This window comes from Enhygromyxa salina (assembly GCF_000737335.2).
Classification (GTDB): Bacteria; Myxococcota_A; Polyangia; order Nannocystales; family Nannocystaceae; genus Plesiocystis; species Plesiocystis salina_C.
Window position 1 is genome coordinate 24318 of the sequence record NZ_JMCC02000056.1, and the last position, 12094, is coordinate 36411.

At 63.3% G+C, this 12094-nt stretch carries 9 protein-coding genes and 1 pseudogene; 8 read left to right on the top strand and 2 right to left on the bottom strand.

The features are described from left to right. Window positions 1-65 precede the first annotated feature (65 nt). From DB30_RS21160 to DB30_RS21175, 4 genes are all read left to right on the top strand, one after another. Complete coding sequence (locus DB30_RS21160) at window positions 66-644, top strand: ExbD/TolR family protein (RefSeq protein ID WP_146659922.1); 579 nt, start codon at window positions 66-68, stop codon at window positions 642-644. A 48-nt stretch (window positions 645-692) separates the two neighbouring features. Next, window positions 693-1562, top strand: a complete 870-nt coding sequence (locus DB30_RS21165; RefSeq protein WP_052551804.1) for a hypothetical protein — start codon at window positions 693-695, stop codon at window positions 1560-1562. Window positions 1563-1701: 139 nt separating this feature from the next. Further along, a complete protein-coding gene (locus tag DB30_RS21170; RefSeq protein ID WP_052551807.1) occupies window positions 1702-2721 on the top strand; it encodes a serine/threonine-protein kinase in 1020 nt (339 codons plus the stop codon). Window positions 2722-3172: 451 nt separating this feature from the next. Continuing rightward, the gene (locus tag DB30_RS21175; RefSeq protein ID WP_146659927.1) at window positions 3173-3985 is read left to right on the top strand and encodes a hypothetical protein; all 813 of its coding nucleotides are present in this window, start codon (window positions 3173-3175) and stop codon (window positions 3983-3985) included. A gap of 7 nt (window positions 3986-3992) precedes the next feature. Here the strand turns inward: DB30_RS21175 and DB30_RS43140 are convergent, their stop codons facing one another. Then, a complete protein-coding gene (locus DB30_RS43140; RefSeq protein WP_146659929.1) occupies window positions 3993-5777 on the bottom strand; it encodes a reverse transcriptase domain-containing protein in 1785 nt (594 codons plus the stop codon). 877 nt (window positions 5778-6654) lie between these two features. Here DB30_RS43140 and DB30_RS21185 point away from each other — a divergent pair. Continuing rightward, complete coding sequence (locus DB30_RS21185) at window positions 6655-7176, top strand: transposase (protein WP_052551810.1); 522 nt, start codon at window positions 6655-6657, stop codon at window positions 7174-7176. 1 nt (window position 7177) lies between these two features. Here the strand turns inward: DB30_RS21185 and DB30_RS43430 are convergent. Next, a pseudogene (locus DB30_RS43430) lies at window positions 7178-7330 on the bottom strand (transposase zinc-binding domain-containing protein); the annotation flags it as partial. Between the two features lie 670 nt (window positions 7331-8000). Here DB30_RS43430 and DB30_RS21195 point away from each other — a divergent pair. Genes DB30_RS21195 through DB30_RS21205 form a run of 3 tightly spaced genes read left to right on the top strand, consistent with a single transcriptional unit; the run spans window position 8001 to window position 11906 of the window. Then, complete coding sequence (locus DB30_RS21195) at window positions 8001-8825, top strand: peptidylprolyl isomerase (RefSeq protein ID WP_052551812.1); 825 nt, start codon at window positions 8001-8003, stop codon at window positions 8823-8825. A gap of 7 nt (window positions 8826-8832) precedes the next feature. Further along, window positions 8833-9975, top strand: a complete 1143-nt coding sequence (locus tag DB30_RS42820) for a HupE/UreJ family protein (protein WP_052551814.1) — start codon at window positions 8833-8835, stop codon at window positions 9973-9975. Window positions 9976-10001: 26 nt separating this feature from the next. Further along, complete coding sequence (locus DB30_RS21205) at window positions 10002-11906, top strand: DUF3604 domain-containing protein (RefSeq protein WP_146659931.1); 1905 nt, start codon at window positions 10002-10004, stop codon at window positions 11904-11906. Window positions 11907-12094: the final 188 nt, after the last annotated feature.

Genomic DNA, 12094 nt, shown 5'->3' on the forward strand with positions numbered 1-12094 from the left:
GAGCGGGGACCACTGAATGTGTCCAGCGGTGGAACCAACGCCGGGCTGAGTTGACCCAGCCCGCGATGCCACGCCGTCCACGAAACTCCGAGGAAGTAGCGATCAGCGAAGCGAACGTCCTTCCCGTCATGAACATCATGTTCTTGTTGATACCGGCCCTGCTCCTAGCGATGGAAGTCGCGAGCATGGCCGCTGTCGCGATCTCTCCCCCCAAGCACACGGACGCGCCAACGACCGAGCCCAAGCCGCCCGACGACACCAAGAAGCTCGAGCTGAAGGTCTTCATCCTCTCCGATGGGTTTCGGGTCAGCAGCGCGGCCCAGCAACAGGGCGCGGACGCGGGCAAGGCCCTCGACAGCAGCGCGCCGACGATCCCGCTGGCCAAGCCGAACGCGGCCGCGGACGACTACGATCGCTACGACTACGCCGCGCTCGGGGCGATCGCGCTGGACTTCAAGAGCGCCTACCCAAGCGAGACCGTGGTCACGATCAGCGCCGAGAACGATGTGCCTGCGCAGGTCTTGATCGAGACCATGGACGCGCTGCGCGGGTGGGATTGCAAGCTTGGCCAGGTGAAGGCGGACGAGGAAATGCCAGAGGCGTGCATGTTCTTTCGTCCGGTGATTGAAGCTGGCGCGGGGTAGGTGTACGTGCAGCTTGTTGTCGCCCGGCGAATCGGTACACTCCGCGCCATGCAGCGACTCGAGGCACGGCTCACTGTTTGCGAGATCATCCCGGCCGAGCAGTGGGCCTCGTTCACCGACTGGCTGGAGGCCGCGGAAGAGCCCTGCGAGCACGACGCGTCGTCCTACGAGCCCTGGCTCGCCGCCCATGACGTCGACGTGGCTCAGGCGTCCAAACTTTATGAAGCCATGCGGGAGCTCGCCCCGGGGCCCTGCCGCTGCGCCGCCGCTGCCGAGATCTGGCCGGCTACCCCCCTCCATCAGACCATCCGCGGCCCTGTGGTGTGGTGTCGCCCCGAAGCGCTCCCGCCAGCGCTGACGGGCCAGCCCGCGGCGGGTCGCGAGGTTCAACTCACTTGGTTCTTCGCCGCCCACCGCGGTGACCTTGGCGAGTTCTGGGACGCCGTCGAGGAACCCGAGGCGCACGCCGACTGGGACGACGCGCTCGATCTCCTGGGCTTGCTGTGCGAGCTGGTCGCCAGCGATCGCGAGCTCGCCTGGGCCGCAGTGGACGTCAACCAACGGGTCGAGAGCTTCTACCACGGCGGCGACGCGGACGAGGTCGAGCGCTGGCTTCGGGAGCGAGGGCACAGCCTCCATCCGCTAGAGGCGGCGCTCGATCGGCTCGCGGTGTTCGTGCTGACGAGCGCATCGGGGCCGGTCTCGGAGGTCCATCTGGGAGTCGATGGATCACCCGCGCTTTTCTACGCTGCCAGGCCGGAGATCGTGGTCGTCCGGGCTAGCGAGCGGACAATCTGGGCGGAGGGATGGAAGCCGCTCCCCGCAGGCCCAACCCGCATCGAGACATCCGCAGGCCCGATCGATCTTCCAGAGACAATCGTGGCTGGCGTGCACGAACTCTCCGTGCCAGCCGCTTGATCCACACCACGGCGCACCGCAACGCACGGGGGGGCTCGAGACGCCCGGTCGTGGAAGGGACGTATGTCAGCCGATCCCACACGCCGGTTGTTTTCGCCAGTTTTTCGCGGATCGCGGCTCATGTCCGTACTTTTGGGCCATGACCACGGTGATCCCGGCCTCGCTGCTTCGCACGACCACCAAGCCCGCGAAGCCGCCGAGCCAGCGCGCCCGAGCCGATCGCGCGCGGCCCCAGCGGGAGCTGGTGACGCCGTCGTGGTTGCTGGATCCCGATCAAGAGCAGCTCATGGCCGGGACCATGCTCGCGCACACCAAGCAGTACCAAATTGAAGGGCTGATCGGTGAGGGCGGCATGGGCTGGGTGTATCGGGCCTGGGACCCGGTGCTCGAGCGGGCGGTCGCGCTCAAGGTCATGAAGCCGGACGTGCCCGAGTCGGAGCGCGATCGATTCCGCCGCGAGGCGATCTGGGGCGCACGCTTTTGTCACCCCTCGATCGCCCGGGTGTTCGATCTGGTTGGGGTCCCGGGGCAGGGCTTCTCGTGGTTCGTGATGGAGTTCTTGCCGGGCCGAGACCTGGGCACGCTGATCGGTCGCGCGCGGCGGCGCGAGCAGCAGATCCCGCTGCGCCTGCTCGCCGACGTGTTTCGCCAGATCTTGGGGGCCCTGCAGTACAGCCACGACTGCAACGTGATCCATCGCGACGTCAAGCCCGAGAATTTGTTCGTGACCCGCGATCCCAACACCAACTTCGTGACCAGCAAGCTGCTGGACTTTGGGGTCGCGCTGGATCTCTCGAAGCCGCGCACCGAGCAGCACCTGGTGGGCGACCCGCGCTACATCGCCCCGGAGCAGACCCAGCACGGCCGCCAGGTCGACGCGCGCGCAGACGTCTACGCGACCGGCATGGCGCTGTACGAGGCGCTGACCAACCGGCATCCCTTTGCGGATCTGATGAGCGGGCCGTTCCAAGGCTTGCTCGCGGCCCAGCGCGAGCGCGTGCCCGCGCCGCCGAGCACGTACCTGCCGGACAGCTACCCCGCGACCTTGGTGTGTGGGCTGGACGTGGTGATCAGCAAGGCCACGGCCAAGGATCCCGACAAGCGGTTCGAGAGCGCGCGGGCCATGCAAGAGACCCTCGCCGACGTGCTGCGAGGCTAGCAGCCCCTTCGGGTCTGCTCCGCTTTGTGGAGCTCGCCGTCACCGCTCGTTGACGTCGATCATCCCCGCTGTTAGTGACGTGCTCATCGAGTGCGCGGCCTCGTTGGCACCCGAGGCGCGGGGTACGAGACGGCCTATGGGCCCAATGGGCAGTGTTGGACGAGCAGACCGGTGGCCTGGGCGGTGCGGGAGGCAGCGGCGATGGTGGGCGACTTCGTGGGCTCCTACATGGTCATGATGGGCCTCAGCGAGCGTGCGCGGCTCCGCAGATGACTCCGTGCTCGTTGCTCGTCGCGGCCGGATCCCCCAGCGACCGCAGCCAGTTTCACATCGACCCAAGACTCCGAACCTAGGTCAGGACTTGAGTGAGACTCTCAGCTTTTTGTTCGAAAGGGACGGTTGTTGTGAGTATACTCCTTGATCGTTTTGCATCTGGTCGCAATTATATGGGATGCCGAAGCGCGGTGCCCCACAGAAAAAGGTCGAAGATTATCTGGTTCCTCCCGCGGCCAAGGCAACGTCGCTCGACGATTACATGAGCACCCCCGCATCAGCATTCTTGAGGTCAGTATGCGAGGCGTTCGATGCCTTCGAGTTATGCCGAAATCGATTCGTTAAGAAGAAGAATGGGCAGTACAATAAGGACAGCGACGATAGTCTGCGCTACATTGGAATAGCTGTCCTGGCGACTACGATGGGGCACTTCGAGACATACCAGAAGGGGCTATTTGCTGGTGTGTTCGAGCGAAGCCGCCATTTCGTACAGATGACACCATTGGCAATATCCAAAAAGCTAAACAATCCTTCTTTGAGCCTAGAGCGGCTGTGTGCGTATCGCGGTGCGCAGGCTCCGGTTGGCCTTTCAGTTGCAGACGCATTGCCGTCATGGCATGATCCCGATGCGGTCAACTCAAGGTTTAAGGCATTTGGCATGAAAATGGATTTTTTCTCTAATGATGATGTGGCGACACTGAGGGTTCTCTGGCAACTGAGGCATTCCATCGTCCATACAGGGGCTTGGCTGACGAAGCCAGATGCCCAAAAAGTGCCAGCGCTGAAAGAAAAGGGAGATGAGGGGGTTGCTTTTGATCATATGTTTGTCAATGCACTGTCGCGTCGATTTCACAAGGTAGTAAAGGAGGCAAATAGGCGACTTGAAGCAGGGGTTCGGAGTCTCTTGGCTCCAGATGTCGATGCTGAAATCCTGGATGATCTGAAACACTTCTTGAGTGTGGAGTCTCCGAAGTCTAATTGGCTCAGCTAGATTTCATCTAATACTGGTTGCGGTATGAGAAGTTCGGCCCAAGATACCGAATCCGCCAGAGCCTTTTTTGTGACCGAGTCAATGCAGGGCCACGCTTGCGTATGTTCTCAGCAAACTGGATACGCCCCGAGGATTCCATTTTGTATAGACGCTTCCGTAGGGCTTTCATGGTCTTTGTTCGTCCAGCATCAAGTTTGCGCAACCCCGAGTCGTCGAGAGTCCGGCCACGTAGAGCACGAAACCCCGCACTCCAGCTCACTCCATCAGGAGCTGGACGAACTGTACCGACTCGAGGATATCCAACACCGTGCGCGGCGAGGTGATCTCGCACCCTCTCTTCGATTTCGTGAAGAGGCCTGACGACACACGCAGTGGTTGTCTGTTTTTTCGACTCTATCCGAGCGAAGAATCGGGACGAACTGGAGAACTGAGAGGATAGTTCTTTTTCGACAGAAGACCGCCGCGGCCGGATACGCCCGCTTCGGCGCATTTCGTACCCCACAAATGCAAACCATGGGACAGCCCTTCCATCGCTTTTGGATGCCCAAACATAGGGTTTCTTAGACTTTCCCCTCCAGAAAGAACGGTCGTAGCGTGTTACGGTTTCCGGGAGATGATAGGGAAGTTCCAGCTTGTCTAGCACAGACAGATAGGCATCGAGTGCATGGGCACACGTTGCTCGTTGTGTTTCGAGTATTACTATGTCGTCACAATACCGAAGGTACAGCCCCTGCTGAGAAATAATACTCATAACCACAGAATCTGCCTCCGAAAGAACAGCGTTGGCTATGAGGCAGGATATTGCAGAGCCTTGAGGTACACCCCTGTCAGACTTGGTCGCGGTGATGCCGTGCGCCCTGATCCACGACGTTGGGTCGGCAAGGACCGGCTTGGTAATGCCCTGCTGTCGGAGTTGATTTACTGCGATCGGTTTGGCCAGGTTGTCAAAATTGTAGCCGGCGAAGAATGACATGAGGAAGTTCTCTGCTCGAGGATCGACAACGACGTCAGCCCGTTGGAACATGTCATTTATGGATTTATGAGCAATGCTGTGCGATACAGAGTCAAAAAATCCGCGGATATCACATTCCGATACCCATATTTTCGCATAAGCATGTTGTTGTTTTCGATATTTATCGATGAGTTCGACCGCATCGTGATGCGTTGGCGCCGAGTCCATGGACATCGATGAGGTCACGTATCGGCTGTCAGTGGTGCTCGAAGTTATGAAATTTGAGCGACGACCTCGGAAGGCCAAGCAGGCTGGCGACAGCTCTTGGTCCAGTAGGCTGCGTATGTGGGCGGCGTAGCCACTGGCTATGATTGTATCGTCTAAAGAGTAGCTTGCTACTACCCGGTATTTCTGTCCGTTTCCAGGCTTGTTTTTGGGTAGGCAGTGAATTGACTCTGGCGCAAATGGATCAAGCCTAGACCAGTTGAGGGCTCGGTGACGTATGTCGTTAATGTATTTGGCTAGCCGGTGCGCCCACCTGTACCTGGGGCGCTTGAGTTCAGCGATCACTCCACGGGCAAGACAATGAGCAACTAGGTCAGGTCCCGACTGGGTCGTGTTGTTGATACGCTCATGCTTGTGAGGCCTATACTTCGACCACTTGTTTCGGGGCGGAAGCAAGTCTTCTAGCCGCGTGAACTTGCTGTTTAACTTCAGCGACTCTCCGCCAAGGCCAAGAATGAAGGCGCTATTTCGACGTTTTCGAGCGGTCCTCAGTCGTTGTCGAACTAGCAAGTTGACGATTCGTCCAGGACTAAATGCTCGATCGAGTGGTAGCATGGCACTTGGCGATGTGTAAACGGAGCCTCGCTTTACTGCGGAATAGCTGTTTAAGCCAGTGGGCTGGAAAGCCCGAGGGTGGTTAGCTGGAACTGATAGGAGACTCTTGGTTTTTCCTCATGCTCACCGCAAGCGGCTACCCCCAGCATGCTCAGTGTTTGGTCCAGAGATGTAATCAGGGCGGTTCCTGACGCGGTTCGATGCTCGGCTCCAGAGACAACTTAGTAGAGTTGGCACGGGATTGTCAACGGAGCCATGGCTGTACAGTTGAACACACCTGGATTTTGGATCAGCGGCGCCTAAGGCAGCCGATGCACCAATTGGGCGCCGCGCACATGGCGCAGCGACTTCGGCGAGCTTTGTCACGCGTGAGAGGCTCTCCGCGAGGCCGCAGACGGCGAGGCCCGGCGTAGGCTTGCCCGAGTTCGTGCTCAAATCCGCCACGTTTGGCGACGAACCGGCACGGCACCCAACTTCGTGTGGTCGGCACGAAGGTGCCATCGCGGCCGGGTGGGGTCCCATCGCGCAGGCTGTCGACGGGGACGAGCACGAGTTGGCCTGGCGGGTATCGCGGTCCCGGCGGTGGCCTCGTGTCAAGTGACCCGATCCAGGTGCGACCGAGTTAGGATCTCGGAGGGATCAAGTAACCCGATCCACATAGCCATTGCTATCAAGACCAATTCACGCCTTGATGACTATCGTACCTCCGAAATTCGTTTTCAGTACCTCCCTATGACGAGAGGTCCGCGTCGTAGCTACCTCGACTGGAATCAACAGATCGCCTGCTATGAGACTTCTGGACGGCGGATAGGACATACGATGGGGGGGCGGGGTTGCGTGAACGTCGTGCTCGCTGCCATGGCGGCTGCCCTACGCGATGGGCTACGACCGAAAGCTGTGCGCTGACGTGCTCGACGCGTTCATCGTCTCGTTGCGTCGCTCGCTTCGTCGCCGAGCGAAGGCGCAACTTGGCCTGCGTCCGGTCGAAGACGCGCGGTTCGGTGCGGTCACCTTCGTCCAGCGCGCCGACTCCTCGCTGCGGCTCAACGTGCACTTTCATTGCCTCGTACTTGACGGCGTGTACGTGAGGGACGACGAGGGCGAGCTGCGTTTCCACTCGCTCGGCGCCCCCACCAGCCAAGAGGTCACCGAGGTTGCGAGGTGGACCCACGCGCGACTCGGCCGTGTGCTTGTTGGCGATCATGACCAAGCGCATCGCACCGCGGCACCGGGGGCAGGTCATGTTGTCAACCGCGAACACTGGATAAAGGTGACCGCACCGAACCGCGCGTCCTCGACCGAGCCCAGACCGAGCTTTGCCTTTGCCCGGAGACGAAGCGAGCGACGCAACGAAACGATGAACGCGTCGAGCACGTCGGCGCACAGGTTCCGGTCGTAGCCCATCGCGTAGCGCAGCCGCCACGGCAGCGAGCACACCCTCTGCCGAACTGGTGCCGCCGGGAACACCTCGCGCCGAGGTGGGCCGCGACGTCAGCCATGCGCCGGCCCGTGCATGACGGGCAGAGTCCGCGTTTTTTGCACGAATGCGCCACGACCGTCGACTCGCCGCAGCGGCGGCAAGCAAAGTGGCCGAGGCCATGCTTTGATCGTTCTGATCATCGACCTTGAGGGTTGGCGGTGGAACATAGAAGGTCATTTGGGCAGTCGGACCAAGTTGGATCGACGTCGTGCCCTTACCGAGGGAATTCCACTTGCCCCCGTTGCTGAGCCTCGTGAAGTTCGCCGATGTCGCCGCTTGCTTGGAGAAGTAGTGCGAGGACAGCTCTCCATTCCTGAACTGGCCAACGACATCTGTGTTGAAATGATCCCGGTGAAAGTACGTGGTGACCAGGATGACCTGCGCGCCCTTCGACGAGGCGGGCGCGCGGACGTAGTTGGCCAGACTCGCGTTGCTGTCCCAGATCACGCTGTCGCCCGTGTCGATGATGACCACGTGCTTGCCGCTCTCGTCGTCGACCTCGACGACTGCGCAATCGCCGGCGAAACTGCCGGTGTGCCCTCCAAACTGCGTGATCGTCACGGTCATACGGTCATGGGAATGCTCCAGATTCCCGGCACATGTCCGCGCAGACGGCCATGTTCGGGGGGAGGGACCAATATTTGCAAAGTGCATGCAGTCGGGCGCCGACGGGCTAGGAAGGGCTGATCGTTTGTGGGATCCAGGGGTTTGATCTTGGGCCCCGCGCTGGTGATCATCGCCCCGTGAGCGCCCGCCCTTGGTACCGTGAGCCGCTGCTGCACTTCGCGGTCGCTGGCGCCGCGCTGTTCGGCCTGTACGAGCAGGTGCGGCCGGCCCCGGCGGGCGAGACGATCGTGGTGTCGGCGGACACGCTGGCGCGGATCCAGTCCCAGCAGGCGCGTCGGCTGGGGCGGGAGCCGACCGCGGAGGAGCGCGAGGCGGCGATCCGTGAGTGGGCCGACGCCGAGATGCTGTATCGCGAGGCGCGGGCGCTGGGTCTCGATCGTGGCGATCCGATCGTTCGGCGCCGACTCATTCAGAAGCTGGCGTTCTTGTTCGAGGAGGTCGACGACCCGCCCGAGCCGAGCGACGAACAGCTCGAGCAGTGGATCGGTGAGCACGCGGATCGCTTCGAGCAGGCTCCGCGCTTCGGGATCGTCCACGTGTTCGTGCCAAGCTCCTCGCGCGTGGTGCCCGAGGCCAAATTGATGGAACTCGAGCAGGCGCTGGCCAACGGCGCCGACCCGGCGACGCTCGGCGAGGGCTTTGCCCTGGGTCAAGTCCTGCAGCCCAAGACCGTCGTCGAGCTCAACCGCAGCTTTGGACCGGCGTTTGGCGACAGCGTCGCGGCGCTGCCAGAAGTCGGCTGGCATCGCGTGCGCTCGCTGTATGGCTGGCACCTCGTCCATGTCGAGGAGCGTCTGCCGGGGCGCCTGGCCAGCGTCGACGAGGTCCGCGGCCAGGCTCGGCAGGGGCTGCTGAACGACGCCCGGGAGCAGGCGCGCGAGCGGGCGATGCAGGAGCTGCGCGATCGCTACGCGCTCGAGATCGAGGGCGCCGGTGAGTAGTCCGCTGATGAGTCGCCCGCCCACGGTCTGGCTGACGCGGGCGTCGATGCTGCTGGTGTTGCTCGCGATCATGCTGGTGAGCGGCCCGGCCCGCGCGCACGAGTTTCGACCCGCGCTGCTGCGGCTGACCGAGTTGGCCGACGCCAGCGGGCAGGGCGGCGGCCGCTTCGATCTTCGCCTGGTTGCACCCGCGCTCAGCACGGCCGGGGCGATCGGCGAGGGGGACCTGACCCCGATCGTGCCCGCGCACTGCGAGCTTGGCCAGCTCCGGCTCGACTGCGGGTCGCAGGGGCTGATCGGCGAGCTCGGGGTCGCGGGTCTCGACCGCCACCCGGTCGATGTGATCGTCGAGCTCCGCTTCGTCGACGGCACGCAGGTGACCGCGGTGCTCGGGCCCGATCAACCGACGATGACGTTGGATGGAACGTCGGACGGGACGTCGGGCGGGGCCGACAACGACGGCGTGTTCGCGGACTACGTGGCGCTGGGCATCGAGCACATCCTGCTCGGCCCGGATCACCTGCTGTTCGTGTTTGGCCTGGTGTTGTTGGTGCGCGCGGCAGGCCGCAACACGCGGACGCTGCTGTGGACGGTGACCGCGTTCACGCTGGCGCACAGCATCACCTTGGCGGCCGCGACCCTCGAGCTTGTCCACGTGCCTGGGCCGCCGGTCGAGGCTGGGATCGCGCTGTCGATCTTGCTGCTCGCGCGCGAGCTCGCGTGCGGCCAGACAGATGAGACCGCGCGCGACAGCCCGCTGCTTTCGGTGAACGAGTCTACGAAGGTGTCCGCAAGCGGGCGAGAAGCCCTCGCCCGAGCTGAAAACAGTTGGAGCTGGCGCTATCCGTGGGTGGTCGCGTTCGGGTTTGGGTTGCTGCACGGGTTTGGCTTCGCGGGCGCGCTGAGCGAGGTCGGGCTGCCGCAGGGCCAGATCCCCTTGGCGCTGCTGGGCTTCAACGTGGGGGTCGAGCTGGGCCAGCTGGGGGTGGTGGCGCTGTTGTTGGTGCTGCTCGCGGGCGGACGGGCCCTGGCGGGCGCGGTCGGGCTGAGCGAGAAAACCGCGCGCTTGGCCACGCGGGCGCCGATCTGGGCGATGGGCGGGCTCGCGTTCGCGTGGACGCTGGATCGGGTGCTGGGGTTTTGGGGCTAGCGTCACAAGGTGGCAAGCTTGCGGCGATGACCCCGCTCGCTCGCTGTTCGCGGCTGTCCCTGACTGCGCTGGCGCTCGCGTCCTCGCTGAGCGCGTGCAAGCCCGCCGAGGAGCCGCCCTTCGTCGAGGAGCGCGAGCCGTGCAGCGACAACAACCCGCTGCGCAACGTGTACTTTGGCGATCTCCACGTGCACACCAGCTACTCGTTCGACGCGTACATCAACCGGGTCGACGTGGATCCCTTCGCCGCCTACGAGTTCGCCCAAGGCCAGGCTGTCGAGCTCCCCGATGATGCTGGCGGCGTACGGACTCACCAGCTCGAGCGGCCGCTGGACTTCGCGGCCGTCACGGATCACGGCGAGTACCTTGGCGAGGTGTCGGCCTGCAAAGACCCGGACTCACCGGCGTACTCGAGCGATCTGTGCATTGGCCTGCGCGAGGGTGACCCATCGGTGCTGGTCCAGTGGGGCCTGGGGCTTGGCGCCCAAACACCGGTGCGGCCCAAGGCGATCTGCGAGGTCGCGGACTGCCCCGTCGAGCTGAGTGACGCGTGGGTCCGCACCCAAGAGGCAGCCGAGGCGGCCTATGATCGCAGCGCCGCCTGTAGCTTCACCAGCTTCGTCGCCTACGAGTGGTCCGGGGCCAAGACCCTGTCAAACCTGCATCGCAACGTGATCTTTCGCAGTGAGCGGGTCCCGGCGATCCCGGCGACCCACTTTGAAGAGCCCGACTATTGGGGGTTGTGGCGCGCGCTGGATCGGGACTGCATCGAGGGCCTCAACGGCTGCGATGTACTGGCGATCCCGCACAATAGTAACTGGTCAAACGGCAACATGTTCGTGGCCGAATACCCCGAGGGTGACCAGGCCGAGCTCGCTAGCTTGCGCGCGCGGCTCGAGCCGCTGCTGGAGGTCTACCAGCACAAGGGCGACAGCGAGTGCACCAATGGCCTGGCCAATCCGCTCGGGGCCCCGGACGAGCTGTGTGACTTCGAGAAGCTGCGGACGGACGACTTCGAGGACTGCGGCGACGGTACGGGCATGCAGGGCATGATCAACGGCGGCTGTGTCTCGCGCGTGGACTTTGCCCGGGGGATCTTGACCGAGGGCCTGCGCGAGCAAGCGCGGCTGGGCGTCAATCCATACAAGCTCGGGCTGATGGCCAGCACCGACACCCACAATGGCACGCCCGGCGCGGTCGAGGAGTACAACTATCCCGGCCACTTCGGCGCGGCCGAGGGCTCGAGCGCGCAGCGTCTCACGGGGACGTTGCCGGGCGGCCCGCAGGACTCGCCCGGCGGGTTGATCGCGGTGTGGGCCGAGCAGAACAACCGCGAGTCGATCTTCGACGCCATGCGCCGCCGCGAGACCTACGGGACCTCTGGGCCGCGCATGGCCGTGCGGATGTTTGGGGGCTGGGACCTGCCAAGCGACATCTGCTCGCGGGCGGATCTGGTCGAGCTTGGCTATGAGCGGGGCGTGCCAATGGGCGGCGATCTACCCGCGCAGCCCGCCTCGGCCTCGGCGCCGGGCTTTGTGGTCCAGGCGCTCAAAGATCCTGGGACCGCGGCGGCGCCCGGGACGGACCTCGAGCGTATCCAGATGATCAAGGGCTGGGTCGACGCCAGCGGTGAGCCGCACGTCGAGGTGTTCGAGATCGCGGGTGGGCCAAATGGCGCGAGCGTCGATATCAGCACCTGCGAGACGCAAGGGGCCGGGAGCCCGCAATTGTGTGGATACTGGGTCGACCCGTCCTACGATCCAGCGGAGCGGGCTTGGTACTACGCGCGGGTGGTCGAGAACCCAGTGTGCCGGTGGACCACGCGCGACTGCAACGCGCTCGAGGCCGCGGGCGAAGAGCTGCCGGGCGCCTGTGATACCGCGATCGACGTGATCCAAGAGCGCGCCTGGACCAGCCCGATTTGGAATTAGCTGGCGAAGACGGCGTGAATCAACGCATCGCCGCTGGCCACGTGCAATGAATTCGGGCTGACGCCGATCACCTGTCATGTCAGTTAAGGCGTGAGGCGGTGCGGTTCGCACACGCCAGATTGGAATGTTATCCATGAACAAACAAATACGGATGGTGGTAGGGTTTTCGAGCCTGGTTGCAATTGCGC

What these genes read in the sequence shown, in the direction of transcription:
- DB30_RS21160 (WP_146659922.1), top strand. Translation starts at nt 66, where the DNA reads ATGCCACGCCGTCCACGAAACTCCGAGGAAGTAGCGATCAGCGAAGCG.
- DB30_RS21165 (WP_052551804.1), top strand. Translation starts at nt 693, where the DNA reads ATGCAGCGACTCGAGGCACGGCTCACTGTTTGCGAGATCATCCCGGCC.
- DB30_RS21170 (WP_052551807.1), top strand. Translation starts at nt 1,702, where the DNA reads ATGACCACGGTGATCCCGGCCTCGCTGCTTCGCACGACCACCAAGCCC.
- DB30_RS21175 (WP_146659927.1), top strand. Translation starts at nt 3,173, where the DNA reads ATGCCGAAGCGCGGTGCCCCACAGAAAAAGGTCGAAGATTATCTGGTT.
- DB30_RS43140 (WP_146659929.1), bottom strand. Translation starts at nt 5,777, where the DNA reads ATGCTACCACTCGATCGAGCATTTAGTCCTGGACGAATCGTCAACTTG.
- DB30_RS21185 (WP_052551810.1), top strand. Translation starts at nt 6,655, where the DNA reads ATGGGCTACGACCGAAAGCTGTGCGCTGACGTGCTCGACGCGTTCATC.
- DB30_RS42820 (WP_052551814.1), top strand. Translation starts at nt 8,833, where the DNA reads ATGAGTCGCCCGCCCACGGTCTGGCTGACGCGGGCGTCGATGCTGCTG.
- DB30_RS21205 (WP_146659931.1), top strand. Translation starts at nt 10,002, where the DNA reads ATGACCCCGCTCGCTCGCTGTTCGCGGCTGTCCCTGACTGCGCTGGCG.